The sequence below is a fragment of the Paractinoplanes pyxinae genome, from assembly GCF_026626335.1.
Taxonomy (GTDB): Bacteria; Actinomycetota; Actinomycetes; order Mycobacteriales; family Micromonosporaceae; genus Actinoplanes; species Actinoplanes pyxinae.
Map to the genome: position 1 here is coordinate 177,402 of NZ_JAPNTZ010000004.1, position 18,705 is coordinate 196,106.

Annotated in this window: 15 protein-coding genes; 7 read left to right on the top strand and 8 right to left on the bottom strand. The window is 71.8% G+C overall.

Going from position 1 to position 18,705, the window contains the following annotated elements:
* Positions 1-28 precede the first annotated feature (28 nt).
* Positions 29-1,435, top strand: coding sequence for a MocR-like pyridoxine biosynthesis transcription factor PdxR (pdxR, locus tag OWR29_RS11995; RefSeq protein ID WP_267562768.1), 1,407 nt, complete (start codon positions 29-31; stop codon positions 1,433-1,435).
* Here the strand turns inward: pdxR and OWR29_RS12000 are convergent.
* On the bottom strand, positions 1,321-2,622 hold the full coding sequence (locus OWR29_RS12000) for an amino acid permease (protein ID WP_267562769.1): 1,302 nt from the start codon (positions 2,620-2,622) through the stop codon (positions 1,321-1,323). The genes pdxR and OWR29_RS12000 overlap by 115 nt on opposite strands.
* A gap of 66 nt (positions 2,623-2,688) precedes the next feature.
* Complete coding sequence (locus OWR29_RS12005; RefSeq protein ID WP_267562770.1) at positions 2,689-3,300, bottom strand: TIGR03085 family metal-binding protein; 612 nt, start codon at positions 3,298-3,300, stop codon at positions 2,689-2,691.
* 110 nt (positions 3,301-3,410) lie between these two features.
* Here OWR29_RS12005 and OWR29_RS12010 point away from each other — a divergent pair, with 110 nt between their 5' ends.
* Positions 3,411-5,210 carry an ABC transporter ATP-binding protein gene (locus OWR29_RS12010; protein WP_267562771.1) on the top strand — a complete coding sequence of 600 codons (1,800 nt, stop codon included), beginning with the start codon at positions 3,411-3,413 and terminating at the stop codon, positions 5,208-5,210.
* Entirely contained in the window at positions 5,207-6,964 is a 1,758-nt protein-coding gene (locus tag OWR29_RS12015; RefSeq protein ID WP_267562772.1) for an ABC transporter ATP-binding protein, read from the top strand. Before OWR29_RS12010 ends, OWR29_RS12015 begins: the two co-directional genes overlap by 4 nt.
* Positions 6,965-7,201: 237 nt before the next feature.
* Here the strand turns inward: OWR29_RS12015 and rpsD are convergent, their stop codons facing one another.
* Positions 7,202-7,810, bottom strand: a complete 609-nt coding sequence (rpsD, locus tag OWR29_RS12020; RefSeq protein ID WP_267562773.1) for a 30S ribosomal protein S4 — start codon at positions 7,808-7,810, stop codon at positions 7,202-7,204.
* Between the two features lie 91 nt (positions 7,811-7,901).
* Here rpsD and OWR29_RS12025 point away from each other — a divergent pair, with 91 nt between their 5' ends.
* On the top strand, positions 7,902-8,627 hold the full coding sequence (locus OWR29_RS12025) for a DUF2470 domain-containing protein (RefSeq protein ID WP_267562774.1): 726 nt from the start codon (positions 7,902-7,904) through the stop codon (positions 8,625-8,627).
* 12 nt (positions 8,628-8,639) lie between these two features.
* Here OWR29_RS12025 and OWR29_RS12030 read toward each other — a convergent pair whose 3' ends face one another.
* A complete protein-coding gene (locus OWR29_RS12030) occupies positions 8,640-9,407 on the bottom strand; it encodes an SDR family NAD(P)-dependent oxidoreductase (RefSeq protein WP_267562775.1) in 768 nt (255 codons plus the stop codon).
* Positions 9,408-9,505: 98 nt separating this feature from the next.
* On the opposite strand from OWR29_RS12030, the gene OWR29_RS12035 reads away from it, so the two are divergent.
* Positions 9,506-10,108 (top strand): TetR/AcrR family transcriptional regulator, encoded by a 603-nt coding sequence (locus tag OWR29_RS12035; RefSeq protein ID WP_267562776.1) that lies wholly within the window; start codon positions 9,506-9,508, stop codon positions 10,106-10,108.
* Here OWR29_RS12035 and OWR29_RS12040 read toward each other — a convergent pair.
* The 4 genes from OWR29_RS12040 to OWR29_RS12055 form a co-directional block, all read right to left on the bottom strand.
* A complete protein-coding gene (locus OWR29_RS12040; RefSeq protein WP_267562777.1) occupies positions 10,095-10,706 on the bottom strand; it encodes a TetR/AcrR family transcriptional regulator in 612 nt (203 codons plus the stop codon). The two genes, OWR29_RS12035 and OWR29_RS12040, sit on opposite strands and share 14 nt — an antisense overlap.
* An 11-nt stretch (positions 10,707-10,717) precedes the next feature.
* The gene (locus OWR29_RS12045; RefSeq protein ID WP_267562778.1) at positions 10,718-11,455 is read right to left on the bottom strand and encodes an ABC transporter permease; all 738 of its coding nucleotides are present in this window, start codon (positions 11,453-11,455) and stop codon (positions 10,718-10,720) included.
* The gene (locus tag OWR29_RS12050) at positions 11,452-12,174 is read right to left on the bottom strand and encodes an ABC transporter ATP-binding protein (protein ID WP_267563254.1); all 723 of its coding nucleotides are present in this window, start codon (positions 12,172-12,174) and stop codon (positions 11,452-11,454) included. Before OWR29_RS12050 ends, OWR29_RS12045 begins: the two co-directional genes overlap by 4 nt.
* 105 nt (positions 12,175-12,279) lie before the next feature.
* Positions 12,280-16,269: a hypothetical protein gene (locus OWR29_RS12055; RefSeq protein ID WP_267562779.1), complete on the bottom strand. Its 3,990-nt coding sequence runs from the start codon at positions 16,267-16,269 to the stop codon at positions 12,280-12,282.
* A 514-nt stretch (positions 16,270-16,783) separates the two neighbouring features.
* On the opposite strand from OWR29_RS12055, the gene hisI reads away from it, so the two are divergent.
* Positions 16,784-17,158 (top strand): phosphoribosyl-AMP cyclohydrolase, encoded by a 375-nt coding sequence (gene hisI / locus OWR29_RS12060; protein ID WP_267562780.1) that lies wholly within the window; start codon positions 16,784-16,786, stop codon positions 17,156-17,158.
* Entirely contained in the window at positions 17,155-18,687 is a 1,533-nt protein-coding gene (locus OWR29_RS12065) for an anthranilate synthase component I (RefSeq protein WP_267562781.1), read from the top strand. Before hisI ends, OWR29_RS12065 begins: the two co-directional genes overlap by 4 nt.
* Positions 18,688-18,705: the final 18 nt, after the last annotated feature.

Below are 18,705 nucleotides of genomic sequence, written 5' to 3' on the forward strand. Positions count from 1 at the left end.
GTTGGGCCATAGTGCGGAGAATGACCTGGTGGACCTGATCATTCGGCTGGACGGGACGGACGGCAAGACCGCCGCCGTCTACCGGGCCCTGCGCGCGGCGATCGTCGACGGGCGGCTGCCGCCGGGCGAGCGGCTGCCCGCGACCCGCGCCCTGGCCACCGATCTGGGCGTGGCCCGGGGGAGTGTCGCCGCCGCCTACGAGCGGTTGACCGCCGAGGGCTATCTGTCGTCGCGTGTCGGCGCCGGCACCTTTGTGGCCGCGGTTCCGCAGAAAAAGTCGCGCCGCCGGACGCCGACCGATCCGCTGCGGCCGCGCGCCGACTGGGCCTGGCAGCCTCTGGAGACGAGCGGCGCCGTACGCCGTCCGCGCTTCGACTTCCGGACCGGCATCCCCGACGCCGGGCTTTTCCCGTTCGACTCGTGGCGGCGCCTGGTGACCGCCGAGTTGCGGTTGAGGGCCAACAATCCCGGTACGTACGGTGATCCGGCGGGCCACCCGGGCCTGCGTGAGGCGATAGCGCGTTACCTCGGCGTCTCCCGGGGTGTGCGGACGACCCCGGCCGACGTGGTGGTGACCAACGGCGCCCAGCACGCGTTCGACCTGATCGCCCGGGTGCTCGTGAAACCCGGTGACATCGTGGCGGTCGAGGAGCCGGGCTATCCGCCGGCCCGCCGGATCCTGGCCGCGCTCGGCGCCCGCGTGACCTACGTGCCGGTCGACGACCAGGGGCTCGTGGTGGCCGGCCTGCCCGCGAACTGCCGTTTGGTCTACACGACCCCGTCGCATCAGTTCCCGCTCGGCCGCGCGATGAGCCTGGCCCGCCGCCGCGAGTTGCTGGAGTGGGCCCGCTGCCGGCCGGCCGCGATCGTGGAGGACGACTACGACAGCGAGTTCCGCTTCTCGGCGCGCCCGCTCGAGCCGCTGCACAGCCTGGACACGGCCGGGCGGGTGCTTTATGTGGGCACGTTCTCGAAGAGCATGCTGCCGGCCGTGCGTACGGGGTTCGTGCTGGCGCCGCCCGGTCTGCGCGACGCCCTGATCGCGGCCCGCCAGCTCGGCGACGGCTACGGGCAGCCGGCCGTGCAGGCGGCACTGGCCCGTTTTCTCGACGAGGGGCTGCTCGCCCGGCATGTGCGGCGGGCCGGGAAGGCGTACGGGGAAAGGCACGCGGCGATTCTGAGATCTTTGGCGGAAATGTCCGAACTGGACGTTGTCCCGTCCGCGGCCGGCCTGCATGTCGCCGCGACGACCGGGGTCAACTCGACCGCGGTCGTCGCGGCGGCGGCGAAGCAGGGGCTGGCGCTCGACGATCTGCGGGCCTATTCCGACTCACCGACCAGGCAGGGCTTCGTGTTCGGGTTCGGCGCCACCGACCCGGCGTTGATCGACGAGGGGATGGCGCTCTTCGCCACCCTTCTGGCCCGCCACGCCTGATACGCCAGCGAGGCCGCGACAATCACGAGGCTGAGCAGTGCCGGCGCCCCGTTGAGCCAGAGCAGCCCGACCACCGACACCAGCCCGACCATGGCCACGACCCGCGAGCCGCCGCGCGGCAGCAGCCGCAGCGCCGCCGCCGTGCCGATCACGTAGACGAGCGTGAAGCACCCGGTGACCAGCAGCAGCATGGTGTGCAGGTCGATCGGCAGGGCGGCCGAGACCACGCTGCCCCCGAAGATCACGAGCAGGGCCTTGCGAGGTGTGCCGGCCAGCCGGGCCGGCAGCGCGCCGTCGCGGGCCAGTGCCGCCCCGAGCTGCGAGGCTCCGGCCAGGTACGCGTTGACCGCCCCGACGGTGAGCAGCACCGCCACCACGGCGGTGATCACCCGGACCGGGCCGCCGAAGCCGGACGCCAGCAGGTCGGCCAGCGGCGCCTTGCTGCCGCCGAGCGCCGGGCCCAGCACGAGCACGCTGACGGCGGCGACTGCGAGATAGAGGGCGCCGACCACCACGACGGCGATCGCGGTGGCCCGGGGCACGTCCCGGCGCGGGTTGCGGTAGGAGCCGGCCAGCGACGAGACCGCTTCCCACCCGGCGAACCCCCAGACCAGCACGGCCGACGCCGGACCGACGGCCGACCAGCCGTGCGGCGCGAACGGGGTCAGGTTGTCCCACCGGACGTGCGGCAGCGCGGCCACGACGGTGACCAGCAGCAGCGCGGCCAGCACGCCGGTCAGCACGAGCTGGACGCGCCCCGTGACGCGCAGCCCGAACCAGTTCATGACGAAAACCGTGCCGACGATGGCCAGGAAGACCAGGAGCACCGTGGTGCGGCCCCCACCCACCACGTCGGCCACGTACCCGCCGGCGAAGGCGGTCGCGGCCGGCGCCCCGAGCGGCACCGCGAAGAAGAAGCACCAGCCCACGGCCGCGCCCAGGCGCGGGCCGAAGGCCAGCCGGACGTACGTGGACACGCCGCCGCCGTCCGGGTGCCGGGCCCCGAGCGCCGCGAACGTCCAGGCCAGCGGGGCCGACAGCACGATCAGGGCGATCCAGGCGACCAGCGAGGCCGGGCCGGCGACCTCGGCCGCCAGCGCCGGCATCGAGATCACGCCGGTGCCGAGGACGGCGCCCACGCAGAGTGCGGCGCCCTGGGCGAGGGACAGTCCGGAGGTCTGAGCCATGGGGCCAAGATTAGGGGCCTATTGGCTCGCCGTTTGGTCCAATCAAGGCGCGATCAATTGGGCCAATCACAGACCCAGCTTAGCCTCGCGCAAGGCGTCGCCGACCACTGTCACACGGGCGTGAGCCTGGCGGCCGGTGAGGAACAACGCCAGTTCGCCCGGTGGGCCCTCGAGGGTGTTGTCCGGCTCGTCGCCGACGGTGAACGACCCGTACCCGGGGGAACTGACCGTGACCGCCAAGCCGGACCGGCGCAGGACCAGCTTGCCGGTGAGCCTGACGTTGCGCCACAGCGCCGCCTCGAAGGCCGGATCGAGCGGACGCGGCTCCCAGTCCGGCTGGCCGCGCCGCGCGTCCTCGTGGTGCACGAAGAATTCGATGGTGTTGGCCATCTCGTCCAGCAGAGGATTGCTCACGGGGCTCCACCAGGGCGGGGTCCGGACCTCGTGCACGATCTCGGCGTACGGGCGGGAAGCAGTTCGCGACCGCACGCGTTCCCCATGGTCGTGCAGCCGCGGGATCATCGCCCCGGCCGCCGCGTCGGGCCGGCGGTCCCGGACGACCAGATGAGCGGCGAGATCGCGAGTGGTCCATCCCTCGCACAGCGTCGGCTGGTCCGGGCCGAGGCGAAGCAGCAGGTCGGCGAGCAGGCGGCGTTCGCGCTGAGCATAGGCGGTCACAAACGTGATCGTAGACACATGTTACGAAGGTGAACGAGGCCGACCGGTTCGGCAGGATGGGTATGTAAGGCCGGAACCGCCGGCGAACACTTACCAGTCAGGTAGGAATTTTGAGCACCAGGTCCAGCCGCGACGTGCTGGTACGGGGACTGCGGGTGCTGGGCCAGGCGATTCGCACCGAACCACGCCTGTTCACCATCGGTGTGGCCGGCAGCAGCCTCTTCGGCCTGCTCGTGATCGCGAACTCGTACGTCGTGGGCGCCGTCATCGGCCGCGTCGTGGTGCCCGCGTTCGGCTCCGGCGACACCAGTTCCGGCACGCTCGCCCTGATCGCCGCCGTCTTCCTCGGCCTCAGCGCGCTGCGCGTCCTGACCATCTTCGGCCGCCGCCTCGGCGCGGGTTACATGCAGTTCCGCCTGCAGGCCCGCTACCGCCGCGCGGTCACCCGGCGCTACCTGTCGCTGCCGCCGTCCTGGCATCAGCAGCACGCCACCGGCAGCCTGCTGTCCAACGCGAACTCCGACGTCGAGGCGTCCTTCGTGCCGATCGCGCCGCTGCCGTTCGCAGTCGGCACGATCGTGATGATCCTGGCCGCGGTGGTGGCGCTGTTCCTCACCGACTGGGTGCTCGCGATGGTCGGCGTGGTGCTGTTCCCGGCCCTGTTCGCGCTGAACACCTTCTACGCGAGGCGCATGTCCCCGCGCCAGATCAAGGCGCAGCAGATGCGGGCCAAGGTCAGCGCGGTCGCCCACGAGAGCTTCGACGGCGCGCTGGTGGTCAAGACCATGGGCCGCGAGGAGGACGAGTCCCGCCGGTTCAAGGTGTTCGTCGACGAGCTGCGCGACTCGCTGATCTCGGTCGGTCGTCTGCGCGGGCTGTTCGACCCGGTCATGGACGCGCTGCCCAGTGTCGGCACGCTCGCGGTGCTGCTGCTCGGCGCGTGGCGGCTGCAGAACGGCGCGATCACCGTGGCCGAGCTGGTCACCGTCGCTTTCCTGTTCACCGTGCTGGCCTTCCCGGTCCGCGCGATCGGCTGGGTGCTCGGCGAGCTGCCGCGCAGCGTCGCCGGGTGGGATCGCGTGCAGGCGGTGCTGGCGGCGGAGGGTGATCTCGTCTACGGCTCGGGCACGGCGGGTGGCAGCGGTCCGGCCACGCTCCGTTTCGACAAGGTCGATTTCGCGTACGGCGACGGGCCCCTGGTTCTGCGGGACGTCAGCTTCGAGGTGCCCCCGGGCAGGACGGTGGCCCTCGTGGGTGCGACCGGCTCCGGCAAGTCGACCATCGCGTCGCTCGCCGTGCGGCTGGTCGACCCCGGGGCCGGTACGGTGCGGCTCGACGGCACGCCCCTGCCGGAGCTCAGTGAGGCCGGCCTGACCAGCGCGTCTGCTCTCGTACCGCAATTGCCGTTCGTCTTCGACGACACCGTGCGGGGCAACATCACGCTCGAACGGGACGGCGTCGACGACGAGGCCGTCTGGGCGGCGTTGCGCCTGGCCGAGGCCGACGGGTTCGTGGCCAAGCTGCCCGACGCCCTCGACACCGCGGTCGGCGAGCGCGGCACCTCGCTCTCCGGCGGGCAGCGGCAGCGCCTCACGCTGGCCCGCGCACTGGCCGGCCGCCCGCGCCTGCTGGTGCTGGACGACGCCACCAGCGCCGTCGACCCCCGGGTGGAGGCGGCCATCCTGGCCTCCCTGCGTGGCAACGACGCGGGCGCGTCCATCCTGGTCGTCGCCTACCGGCGGGCCACTATCGCGCTGGCCGACGAGGTCGTCTACCTCGAGCAGGGCAAGGTCGTCGCCACCGGCACCCACACCGAGCTGCTGGCCGCCCACGAGGGCTACGCCGAGCTCGTCACCGCCTACGAGAAGGCGGAGGCCGAGAAGGCCGAGGCCGAAAGGGTCGAGGCATGAGCGTCGGCACGTACGCCACCATCAAGCGCGGGCTGGCGCTCTCGCCCGAGCTGCGGCCCGGGCTGGGCGGCACGATCGCCCTGGCCGTGGTGCAGATGTCGGGCCGGGTGGCCGTGCCGATCGCCGTGCAGCAGGGCATCGACCACGGCATCCGCGGCGCCGGCGGCCCCGACCTGACTTTCGTGATCGAGGTCGTGGCGTTCACGTTCGTGGCGCTGATGATCTCGACGCTGGCCGGCTACCTGATGACCCGGCGCCTGTTCACGGTCAGTGAGACGGCGCTCGGTGCGCTGCGTTCGCGCACGTTCCGGCACATCCACGACCTGTCGATGCTGCACCAGCAGTCCGAGCGGCGGGGCACGATGGTGTCCCGGGTGACCAGCGACGTCGACCAGATCTCGCTGTTCCTGCAGACCGGCGGCGTGCAGTTGCTGCTGGCCAGCGGGCAGCTGCTGGTCTCGACGATCGTGATGTTCATCTACTCGTGGCAGCTCACGATCGTCGTGCTGCTGGCCTTCGGCCCGGCCGTGGCGGTGATCCGGCTCTTCCAGAAGCGGCTGGCCGCCGTCTACGGCGCGGTCCGCGAGCGGACCGGCGTCATGCTGGGTGCGATCGCCGAGAGCGTCGTCGGGGCCATGGTCATTCGCGCGTACGGCGTGGCCGGGCGCACCGAGAAGCGGCTCGACACGTCGATCGGGCGGCTCGAGGTGGCCCAGAAGAAGGCCCTGCGCACAAGCGTGACCAGCTTCTCGAGCGGCGAGATCGGGGCCGGCCTGGCGCTGGCCGGTGTCGTCGTCGTGGGCGTGCTGATCGGGGTCGACGGCGGGCTGACTGTGGGCCGGCTGACCGCGTTCCTGTTCCTGGTAACGCTGTTCATCCAGCCGGTACAGATCGCCACCGACATGCTCAACGAGGCGCAGAACGCGGTGGCCGGGTGGCGGCGCGTGCTCGACGTGCTCGACCTGGAACCCGACGTGAAGGACCCGGACGAGGTGGGCGTCGACCTGCCCGCCGGCCCGCTGTCGGTGCGCTTCGACGACGTGTCGTTCCGCTATCCGGGCGGCCCGATCGTGCTGGCCGACGTCGACCTCTCCTTGCGGGCGCGTACGAAGGTGGCCGTGGTCGGCGAGACCGGCTCCGGCAAGACCACGTTCGCGAAGCTGCTCACCCGTCTGATGGACCCCGTGGAGGGTGAAGTTCTGCTTTCCGGTACGCCCCTGCGGAACGTGAAGTTCGCCGCCCTGCGCTCGCGGGTGGTCATGGTGCCGCAGGACGGCTTCCTGTTCGACGCCACGATCGCCGAGAACATCCGCTTCGCTAAGCCGACCCTCACGGACGAGCAGCTGACCACGGCCTTCACCGAACTGGGCCTCTCGGACTGGCTGACCGGCCTGCCCAACGGCCTGGAAACCCCGGTCGGCGAACGCGGCGAGGCCCTGAGTGTAGGCGAGCGGCAGCTGGTAGCCCTGGTCCGAGCCTACGTAGCCGACCCCGACTTGCTCGTCCTCGACGAAGCCACCAGCGCAGTCGACCCCGCCACCGAGGTCCGCCTGCAACGAGCCCTGGACACGGTGACCCGAGGCCGCACCACGGTAGCCATCGCCCACCGCCTATCGACCGCCCAGTCCGCCGACGAGGTCATAGTCGTAGACGCCGGCCGAGTAGTACAACGAGGCCCCCACGCCGAGTTGGTCACCCAGGAGGACTCGATCTACGCCAAGCTCTACGCCTCCTGGCTGGAACAAACCCGCTAGCAACCTAGTGCGCCCCAGCCCCGTGAGCCTCCCGCACTTATTTATATGAGTGCGCCCCAGGTCTGTGGGCCACCGGCGATCGCCCCGCTGATGAGGAGGCAGTCGGTTTTCCGACGTCGCGGGGTTTGCGACGGCGGAAAACCGACTGCCTCCTCATCAGCTACCCAGGGGCGATCGCCCGCGAAGCGAAGCGGAGCCAGAAATTCAGCTCCGGCGCGTGCCCCCTACCCAGTCGACCTATCGGGCGTAGAACTCAACAACAAGCTGCTCGTCGCACATCACGCGGATCTCGGAGCGCTGCGGGAGGCGGATGACCGTAGTGCGCAGCTCTTCGAGCACCGTGGACAGATAAGGAGCCGTCGGCCCATCAATGTGCGCCCCGGTCGCCGCGATCTGGAACGGCGGCTTCTGCCGGCTGCTCTCGCGCACCTCGACGACCTGTCCCGGCTTGAGCCGGTAGGCCGGCCGGTCCACCTTCTTGCCGTCGACGGTGAAGTGGCCGTGCACGACGAGCTGGCGGGCCTGGTAGATCGTGCGGGCCAGCCCGGCCCGCATCACGGTGGCGTCGAGGCGGCGCTCGAGCAGGCTGACCATCGTCTCGCCGGTCTTGCCTTCGGCGCGGTGGGCGTCGTCGTACGCCTTGCGCATCTGGGCTTCGCTGATGTTGTACTGGTGCCGCAGCCGCTGCTTCTCGAGCAGCCGGACCTGGTAGTCGGAGGCCTTGCGGCGGGAGCGCCCGTGCACGCCCGGGGGGAACGGCCGCTTCTCGAAATACTTCACGCACTTCGGCGTCAGGGGGATGCCGAGCGCCCGCGAGAGCTTGGCCTTGGGTCGGGAGTTGTTCATCAGGTCTCCGAGTCACTTGCGCTTGAGGCTGGTGTTACGGTTAGCCTCACCTTACTAAGGCAAGCCTAACGTGTGCCCGGAGGTCCTGACCATGCAGCCCACCCACGCCGAGATCGCGCGTACGCTCGCCGCCGGCCACCTCCCCGGCGTCGCGCACGTCGCTTGCCGTCCGGGGCCCTTGCCCGTACGGCATGTCACCGACGCGAACGGCCGGGTGCTCCTGCTCTCGCCCACCGACGGCGCCTTCGCCGCTGCCCTCCGCCCGCAGGAGGGCACCGACGACACCGCGATGGTGCTCGACATCTCGGACGTGCCGCCGATGGCCGGCTCGCCCGCGCTGGGCCGGGTGTGGATCTCGGGCTGGGCCACCGCGCTGGAGGGCGACGAGGCCCGGGCCGCGGCGATCGACTACGCCGAGGTGGACGCCTCGGGCGACCTGCTCGACGTCGGCCAGGGCCAGGTGCTGCACCGCATGGACGTGGCCGAGGTGCGCTACGAACGCAACGAGAACCTGCACGACGTCGACGTCGACGAGTTCGCCGAGGCCACCCCGGACCCGCTCTGCCGGATCGAGTTCGACCTGATCGCTGACCTGGCCGACCACCACGAGGCGGAGATGAGCGCGTACGTCCGCCGCCAGCTCGGCAGGACGTTCCAGCCGGTCGCCGATCCCCGCGTGGTGCGCATGGACCGTTACGGTTTCATGGTCCGGCTCGACGACAAGCTGGCCCGCCTGGCCTTCCCCCGCCCGGTGACCGACCGCCACGACCTGGCCCATCTGCTGCACCCGGTGCTCTGCCACCGCTGCACCGACTGACCCCGGCCGGATTCAGAGCGCGGTGCCGCCCGAGGCGTCGATGACCTGGCCCGTCACCCAGCCTCCCTCGTCCGAGGCGAGGAAGGCGATGATGCCGGCCACGTCGTCGGCCTCGCCGAGCCGGCCGAGGGCGACCCGGGCCACCTGCTGCTCCGCGAGTTCCGGATTGTCCCTCAGGTATTGGCTGTTCCGGGTCATGACGATGCCGGGGGCCACCGAGTTGACGGTGATCCGGCGCCGGCCCAGATCGGCCGCCAGGTCGAGGGTGAACGTGTTCAGCGCCGCCTTGCTGATGCCGTAGGCCAGCAGGTCGGGGCTGGCCACGGTCGCCGCCAGGCTGGCCAGGTTGATGATCCGGCCGCCGTCGCGCAGGCGCGGCAGCGCGAGCTTCGTGATGAACAGCGGCGCCTTCACGTTCACGGCCATGACCTTGTCGAACTCGTCCTCGCCGAGGTCGGCCAGCCGGGCGAAGCTGCCCTTGGCCGCGTTGTGGACCAGAATGTCGATCTTCCCGTCGGGCACGAGATCCCGGCCGGCCTCGTCGAACGCCGCCCAGAAGCGGGCCGCGTCGCCCGGTGTGCCGAGTTCGGTGTGTACGGCGAAGGCCCGTCCGCCGTCCTTGCGGATGCGTTCGACCGTGTCGCCGGCCGCCGCCTCGTCGTGGCCGTAGCCGACGGCAACGACGGCCCCTTCGCGGGCGAACCGTTCGACGGTGGCCCGGCCGATCCCGTGACTGCCACCGGTGACGACTGCCACTTTGTCCTGCAGTGCTGCTGACATGTCCCGCTCCTTTGTTGAATGATCGCTCACGAACACCGTAACGCCTTCTTGAGTGATCGTCCAACAAATCTTTTGAGCGATCGTTCTAAAATGACGGAGTGACCACACCGGAAGTGCGGCGAGGACGGCCGCCGACCTTCGACCGGGCGGCCGCGCTGGCCGCCGCCACCCGCCTGTTCTGGCAGAACGGGTACGAGGCGACCTCGATCCACGACCTGACCGACGCCATGGGCATCCGGCCGGGCAGCCTCTACGCGGCCTTCGGCGACAAGAAGGCCCTGTTCAACGAGGTCATCGAGGCGTACGGGCGCTCCCCGGCGGGCGAGTTCGTCTGGGCCGCCATGAAGCGCGAGCCCACGGCTCACGACGCCTTCCACCGCATCCTGCTCGACGCGGCGGCGATGTACACCGACCCCGAGACCCCGGCCGGCAACCTGCTCTGCAGCGCCGCCGCGGCCGACGTCGAAGTCGCCGTCTACATGCGTGACCTGCGCAACGCCAGCGTCGACACGTTCGAGAAGCGCCTGACGACCGCCCGGGACGAGGGGGAGATCCCGGCCACGGCCGACCCCCGGAAGCTGGCCGCCTACTTCACCGCCGTCATGCACGGCATGTCCCAGCGGGCCCGCGACGGCGCCACGGCGGCCGAGCTCACCGACACCGCGGAGCTGGCCATGGCCGCCTGGCCTAAGGCTGCTTGAACACCTCGGGCAGGGGTTCGGTCAGGAAGCGCTGGATGTTGGGGCCGATCGCGGCGACCAGCACCTCCGGCTCGGCGCTGGCCAGCGGCTCGACCCGCAGGACGTAGCGAGCCACCATCGTGCCCGCGATCTGGGTGGCGACCAGGGCGGTGCGCATCGGGGCCTCGGCCGGGTCGTCGATGATCTCGCCGGCCGCGCGTCGCAGGATCTGGGTGACCACGAACTCGCGGAGCAGCCGCGCCGTCCACTCGTTGCTCAGCGCGGAGCGGAAGACGGCCAGCGCGGCCGCGCCGGCGGGGGAGTCCCACACGGTGAGGGCCAGCCTGATCAGGCGCTCACCGGCCTGGTCGCGGGGACCGGACAGGGCCTGCGGGATCAGCTCGCCCGGGTTGATCGGGGCGTTCATGACGGCCAGGAACAGCTTCTCTTTGTTGCCGAAGTAGTGATGCACCAGGGCCGGATCGACGCCGGCGTCGCCCGCGATGCCCCGGATCGACGCCTTGTCGTAGCCCTTCTCGGCGAAGCTCGCCCGGGCGGCCTCCAGGATGGACGTACGAGTGTCCTGGTTGCCGGGACGCCGCCCGCTGCGCCTAACCAATCCACTGCTCCTCAGGGGGTCCGGCGTCGCAGGGTCGCGGCGGCGAGCACCAACGCTATGACGGCCGCGCCGGCCACGACCACCAGGTCGCGCCACATCGTGCTGGTCGGGTCGGCCGAGATGCCCACCTGCGCCAGCGCCTCGACCGCGTACGTGAGCGGCAGCGCGTTGCTGATGCCCTCGAGCCAGCCGACCATCTGCTCGCGCGGCACGAACAAACCGCAGAGCAGGATCTGCGGCACGACGACCACCGGGAGAAACTGTACGGCCTGGAATTCCGTACGCGCGAAAGCGCTGCAGAACAGGCCGAGCGCAACCCCGAGGACGGCATTGACGACCGCGATGAGCACGACCAAGCCGGCGCTCCCGGTCGTCTGCAGACCCAGCAGCCAGTACGCGGCACCGGTGGCCAGAGCTCCTTGCAGGGCCGCCGCCAGACCGAACGCGAGGCCGTAGCCGAACAGCAGGTCGAGCTTGCCGAGCGGCGTGGTGAGCAGCCGTTCCAGGGTGCCGGTGGTGCGCTCGCGCAGCATGGCGATGCTGGTCACCAGGAACATGATCACGAACGGGAAGATGCCGAGCATGATCAGGGCGACCCGGTCGAATGTCGCGCCCGACCCGTCGTACATGAAATAGAGCAACGCCAGCAGCAGCGCCGGAACAACCAGCAGCAGAGCAACTGTGCGCCGGTCATGGCGCAGCTGCCGCAGAATGCGCCCCGCGGTGGCAAGGGTGATGTGCAGGCTCATGCGGCCACCTCATCGAGTTGACGGATCAACCTCAGGAAGGCCTCCTCGAGGTCGTCGGTGCCGGATCGCGCGCGGATCGCGGCCGGTGTGTCGTCGCCGATCAAACGCCCTTCCCGTACGAGCAACAGGCGGTCGCAGCGGCCGGCCTCATCCATCACGTGGCTCGAGACGAGCAGCGTGGTTCCGCCGGCGGCCAGCTCATGGAAGCGGGCCCACAGGTCGGCCCGCAGCACCGGGTCCTGCCCGACGGTCGGCTCGTCGAGCACCAGCAGCTTCGGGTGGCCGATCAAGGCGCAGGCCAGCGACGCCCGGCTGCGCTGACCCCCGGAGAGATTTCCCACCAGTTGGTTGCATGCCTGGGCCAGGCCCACATCGGTGATCGCGCGGTCGGCTTCGGTGGCGCCGAGGCCGCGCAAGGCAGCGAAGTAGCGGGCGTTCTCGCGTACCGACAAATCGGCGTACACGCTGGGGGCTTGGGTGACATAGCCCAGCTCACGCCGCAGCGGGGCGCTGCCGGCCGGGCGACCCAGCACCATGACCGTGCCCGACCGGACGATCTGGACGCCCACTACGGCCCGGATCAGGGTGGTCTTCCCGCTGCCGCTGGGGCCGAGCAGGCCGGTCACCTGGCCGGCCGGGATGTCGCACGAGATGCCGTGCAGCACTGTTCGCTTGCCGCGTTCCACGACGAGGTCTCGCACCTCGACCGCGTTGTCCATCTTGGCCTCCGCACAACTCATCAGAACTCATCAGACGATGAATTCAACGGTAGATGAATTCTGAGATCGAAAAAAGACCCCGGTCGCACGGACCGGGGTCTTATCTCAGAGGGCCAGGATGCGATCCAGGAACTCGCGGTAACCGCGCATCGCCATCCGCATGCTCTCGGTGTCCGGGCTGCCGCTACCGCGCAACGGGTCGAGCTCGTCGCGCTCGGCCAGCAGCGCCTCGGTCAGCTCGTTGACCGCGTCCGTGAGCAGGTCGTGGGCGCGGGTCAGGGCCGTCTCGGGGTCGTCGACGAACTCGGCCTTCACCTCGTGCCAGGCGGCCCGGAAGTGACGGACGGCGTCGTCGTCCCAGAACGCGATGTGCCCGGCCGCAACGTCACCCGGACGCAGCGGCGCCTCGTCCGGGGCGGGCGCCTGCTCCGGCTCCTCCGGCGCGGCACGACGACCGCGGCGGGCCGGCTCGGCGTCTTCCAGGCTGGCCGACCGGCGCGGGGTCTGGTCCTCGGTCGGTTGCTCGCCGAAGCCCGCGGCCTGCGGCTTCTCGGCGGCCGCCGCCGGCTTCGGCTGCGGCTTGGCCACCGGCACCGGGATGCTGGCGGCGGCCCGCGGCGCCGGGACGCCGGAGACGGGACCGGCGGTCGGGTCGGGCAGGGCCGGAGTGTACGCCGGAGGCTGACCGTAGGCGGGGCCCGAAGCCGAAGCCGGGGCCGGCGTGACCGGCGGCTTCGAGGTCGGTGGCGTGCTCGACGTGTCCGACGTGTCCACCTTGGGCGGTGTGCTCGACGTGGGTGGCGCGGACACCGGCGACGCCGAGCTGGGCGGCGCGGAGACCGGCGGGGCCGAGGTCGGGCTGACGATCGGATGCGTCGAGGTCGGCACGGACGCCCAGCCGGCCGCGGCCCGGCGAGGGTCGTCCTCCGGGGCGCCGCGGCGGCCCGACGGGTCGTCGAACTCGGGGAAGGCGCGGCGGCTCGGGGTGTCGTCGTCACCCGGGAAAGCGCGGCGGCTCGGGCTGTCGTCGTCGCCCGGGAAGGCGCGGCGGCCGGTCGCGTCGCCGGCGTCCGGGGCGGCCCGGCGGCCGGTCGGCTCGTCGAGCTCCCGGTCCAGAGTCAGGTCCAAGTCCCGGTCCCGGTCGTGGGCGGCACGGCGGCCGGGCGTGTCGTCGTCCAGCCCGGCGCCCGGCCCGGAGATCGGCGCGGCCGGCCCGGCGCCGGAGGTCGGAACACCGGGGAAACCGGCCCGTCCGTTCATGTCATCACGCCCGTTCTCGTCTCGCGGCTCCCGCAGATCGGAAGCCTCCCCGTGCCCGATGCCCGGCCGGTCCGCGGACCGGCCGTTGGTCTCGCCCGGCCCGTGCCCATGGCCGTTGAGCCCCGGCCGGCGTTCGCTGGTGTTGCGCCCGCCGAACAGGAAGCGGCTGCTGCGCCCGCCCAGCCCGAAGCCCCCGAACTCGCGTTCCCAAGGATTGCCCCGCCCGGACTCTACGACCGCCCCACCGCCCCCGCCGTTCGCCGAAGCGGGCGAGTGATCAGGATCGCGTCCCTCAGCCTCCCGCTGCGCAGGCGGCCCACTGACCTGCCCCGGAGTGCCACTCACCGACGCCGGCGGCCCGCTCACAGAACCCGAAGGTCCACCAACCGAGCCGACAGGCCCGCCGACCGAGCCAGGAGGCCCGCTGACCGAGCCGGCGGGCCCGCCGAGCGAGCCGGCGGTTCCCCTGAGCGAGCTGGCGGGTTCGCTGGCCGTGCTGGAAGGCCCGCTGACCGAGCTGGTAGGTCCGCCGAGCGAACTGGCGGTTTCCCCGAGCGAGCTGGTGGGTTCGCTGGCCGCGCTGGGTGGGCCGCTGACCGAGCCGGCGGGTCCGCCGAGCGAGCTGGTGGGTTCGCTGGCCGCGCTGGGTGGGCCGCTGACCGAGTTGGTGGGTCCGCCGAACGAGTTGGCGGTTCCGCCGAGCGAGCTGGTGGGTTCGCTGGCCGCGCTGGGTGGGCCGCTGACCGAGCCGGCGGGTCCGCCGAGCGAGCTGGTGGGTCGGCTGACCGTGCTGGGAGGGCCGCTGACCGAGTTGGTGGGTCCGCTCAGCGAGCTGGGTGCACCGCTGACCGAGTTGGTCGGTCCGCTGAGCGAGCTTGGTGGCCCGCCGAACGAGCTGGGAGGGCCGCTGACCGAGCGGGAGGGGCCGCTGACGGAATCGGCAGGGCCGCTTATGGGCCGGGCAGGGCCGCCGGCCGATGCGGGCGGGCCGCTCATCGGCTTCGTCGGGCGCAGGGCGCCGTGCGCCCCGGAGGCCTCGGAGCGGGTGCCACCGCTGCTCACATTGTTGGCGGCGCCGGGTCCACCAGGGGCAGAGGCCGGCCGGTCACCGTCGAAGGTGCGGTTTCCGCCGGCCGGGCCGTTGCTGCCGAACGGATCGTCGAGGCCGCGCGCAACGCTGGCACCGTTCGGTCCACTTCCGCCGCTGCGCTTCCCGCTCGCACCGAACCCGTCCCACGGACCCAGCCCACCCGAGCCGTCCGCACCGAGCGACTCCCTGCCATTGCGCAGGCCGTTGCCGCCAAGCGCGTTGTCGCTACGCGTAGAGCCGTTGCCGCCGAGCGGGTCGGCGTTCCGTGCCGGACCGTTGCTGCTGAGCGGGTCGCCGCTACGGGTCAGGCCGTCCCTGCCGAGCGGGTCGCCGCTACGGGTCGGGCCGTTGCTGCTGAGCGGGTCGCCGCCGTGGGTCGAGCGGTTGCCGCTGAGCGGGTCGCCGCTACGGGTCGGGCGGTATTCATCGAGTGGGTCGCCGCTGCGGGCCGGGCGGTTGCCGTCGAGCGCGTCGGCGTTGCGGGCCGGGCTGTTGCTGCCGAGGGGGTCGCCGGCGTGGGCCGATCCGTTGCCGCCAAATCGGTCATCGCCGCGGGCCGGGCCGTTGCTGTTGGCTGGGTTCTGCTTCGAGTCCGCGCCGGGGACATCGAACGCGCTGCTGCGTCCGTGCGTTCCGCTGGCACCGGCTGATCCGGAGCCACCGGCCGAGTTGCTGTTGCCGAGTGGCCTCGGCCGACCGCCGACGCCGAACGCGTCGTCGTCGCCGGTGGATCCTTCGCCACCGAAGAGGCGGTCGAAGCCGGACGGTCCGCCGGCGCGAAGTGCGTCGTCACGCTCCGGATGGTTGCCGACCCCCCGGTTGGAGTCGTCGGCACGAAGGAGGTCGCCGCCGCGAGCCGGGTCGCTGTCACTGAGGTGGCCTTTCGGGCCGTTCGCTCCCGCCGAGTTGCCGTCGCGAGCCGGTTGGTCGCCGCCGAGCGAGCCGTCCGCGTCGAGAGGTGTGCGGCCGCGGGTCGGCTCGTTGCCGCTGGGCCAGCCGGTGCCGAGCAAGCTGTCGGGCCGGTGCTGGCGATCCTCGCCGATCCGGCCGTCGCCGCCGCGGGAGCCGGCAGTGCCCGGCGCGCCGCTGATTCCGAACGGGCCGTCACCGCTGCGGGAGCCGTCGGGGCCGGATGGGCCGTCCGAGTGGCGTGATTCGTTCGCGGCGAACGGGCCGCCGCTGACGGGGTCGTTCGGGCCGAGCGCGTCGTTGCCGCGGCGGGGGTCAGGGCCGCTCGCGCCACGTGGGCCGAGCGGGTCGCCCGTACGGGCCGGGTCGTTTCCGCCGGAGGGTCCGGCCGCACCGTTGCCGCCGAAAGGGCCGGAGCCAGTGCCGGCGAAGCCGCCGGTGGGTTGGCCGAGTGGCCCGGCGCCGGTCGGGTCGGAGGAGGCCGCCGGCTCGGGGTGACCGTGTGCGGCCGCTGGGCGGCCGAAGTCGTACGCAGGAGTGGGGCCGTGCGGGCCATAGGTTCCGGCCGCGAAAGGCAGTCTCGGCCCGACGGGCCCGTTGTCGCTCGACGGCGGCTGGCCGGTTCCGGGCGGTCCGCTGACCGATCCCTCCGCGCCGAGCCCTTCCGACGGGCGTCGCGAGCCCAGCGCCACCATCTCGGTTTCACCCGAAAGAGTCCCCGGCATCTCGGACGATTCGGACGTCGGCGCCTCGCCCTCGGTGTCGCGGTGCACGGGCCAGAATCGGGCCAGTCCCCGCGGCGGCCGAGCGTTGTCGGGGTTGGACGTCGGCTCCATCGGTTTGAGACTCCCGTCGCTACGGCTCCGCCACCCGCTCGTGTGAGCTGCGGTAACCCTCTCGGGAGGCGGCCTCGAGCACCCTTGACTGGGTGCAACGCACGACGACGGTACCTAAGACCCGGTCCGACGGCACTATCCGTGCCCGGATCGTGAGCCGGGCCTGCCTTCGTCGGGAACGAGGATCGGCCACCGTGCTTCTGACCTGCTGGCGGAGCCGACGCGGCGGGCCGGAAGGGTGAGGCGGCACCGGCCCGACCGGCGTCACTGTCGGGTTGTTGACCGCCCTGTGGACAACGCGATCCACCCGTCAGCGAAAAGTCGTAGAGTCCGGCACCCCGGGCGGGTGGGCTGGATAGGGGATGTGACCGGCGGCAAGGGTGCGGCCCGGATCCGGGAGCGCGTCGGGAGAACTCGGGCAGCGGCGGGCGAAGGCAGCGGCGGGCGAAGGCAGCGGCGGGCGAAGGCAGCGGCGGGCGAAGGCAGCGGCGGGCGATGGGGGAGAATCGTTCGCGTGGCAGTCAAGACCGAACTGGACCCGGCCGTCGCGGCCCGGCTCAAGCGCACGCCGGACGGGCTCGTCGCGGCGATCGTGCAGGAGCACGGCACCCGTGACGTGCTCATGCTGGCCTGGATGGACGACGAGGCGTTGCACCGCACCCTGACCACCGGCCGGGCGACGTACTGGTCGCGCAGCCGGCAGGAGTACTGGGTGAAGGGCGCGACCTCCGGCCACCACCAGCACGTGCGCGGCGTCGCCCTCGACTGTGACGGCGACGCCCTGCTGATCACGGTCGACCAGACGGGCGCGGCCTGCCACACCGGCGAGCACACCTGCTTCTTCGACGATCTGCCTCTGGCGTCGAACGGCGAAGGGGAGCAGTCGTGACGAGCGGTGCCGTTTTCCCCAGTGAGGCCGAGTTCCTGCGGCAGCAGCGGCGTGTCGTACCGGTCACGCGCAAGCTGCTGGCCGACGGCGAGACCCCGGTCGGCGTCTACACCAAGCTGGCCGGCGGCCCCGGCACCTTCCTGCTCGAGTCGGCCGAGCAGGGCGCGGGCCCGTCCGGCGCGGCCTGGTCGCGGTACTCGTTCGTGGGTGTACGCAGTGCTGCCACCCTGGTCGAGCGGGACGGCGAGGCGCACTGGCTCGGCGCGCCCCCGGCCGGCGTACCTCTCGATGGCGACCCTGTGGTGGCTCTCCGCGAAACCGTGGCCGCCCTGGCCGACGGTCCGGCGCCGGACGACCTGCCTCCGCTGACCGGCGGCATGGTCGGCTATCTGAGCTACGACCTCGTACGCCGTTTCGAGCGCCTGCCCGCGTCGGCGAGCGACGACCTGGCGCTGCCCGAGCTGGGCATGATGCTCGCCACCGATCTGGTTGTGCTCGACCACTACGACGGCTCGGCCATCCTGGTCGCCAACGCGGTGCTCGCGGCCGACGCCGACGACCGCGAGAAGCTGGCCGCGTACCACAACGCCGTCGGCCGGCTGGACGCCATGACCACGGCGTTGTCCCGTCCCACGCCGCCGATGATCTCCATGGTGGAGCGCCGGAAGGCCGGCGAGCCGGTCAGCCGTACGGCGCCCGGGGAATATCAGAAGGCGGTGGACGAGGCCAAGGAGGCGATCCGGGCCGGCGAGTGCTTCCAGATCGTCGTGGCCCAGCGTTTCGAGCGCCCCACCACGGCCGACCCGCTCGACGTCTACCGGGTGCTGCGCGCGACGAACCCCAGCCCGTACATGTATCTCCTGCGGTTCGACGACTTCGACATCGTCGGCTCGTCGCCCGAGGCGCATCTGAAGGTCAGCGCCGACGAGGAGGGCACCCGCCGCGCGCTGCTGCACCCGATCGCCGGCACCCGCTGGCGCGGCGCCACCCCGGAGCAGGACAACGCCCTGGCGGCCGAGCTGCTGGCCGACCCGAAGGAGCGTTCCGAGCACGTCATGCTGGTCGATCTGGGCCGCAACGACCTGGGCCGGGTGTGCCGGGCCGGCACGGTCGAGGTGCCCGAGTTCGCGCGCATCGAGCGCTACAGCCACGTCATGCACATCGTCTCGACGGTGACCGGCGAGCTGCGCGACGACCGGTCGGCGTTCGACGCGCTGGCGGCGACGTTCCCGGCGGGCACTTTGTCGGGCGCTCCCAAGGTACGGGCCATGGAGATCATCGAGGCTCTGGAGCCGACCCGGCGCGGCCTGTACGGCGGCACGGTGGGCTACTTCGGGTTCGCGGGCGACATGGACATGGCCATCGCGATCCGCACCGCCCTGCTCAAGGACGGCGTCGCCTATGTGGGCGCCGGCGCGGGCATCGTGGCCGATTCCGACCCGGCCGCCGAGGAGCAGGAGTCCCGGAACAAGGCGGCGGCGGTGCTGGCCGCGATCGCCTCCGCGGAGACCCTGCGCGCTGCCCGATGAAAAACCGCCCGATGAAGA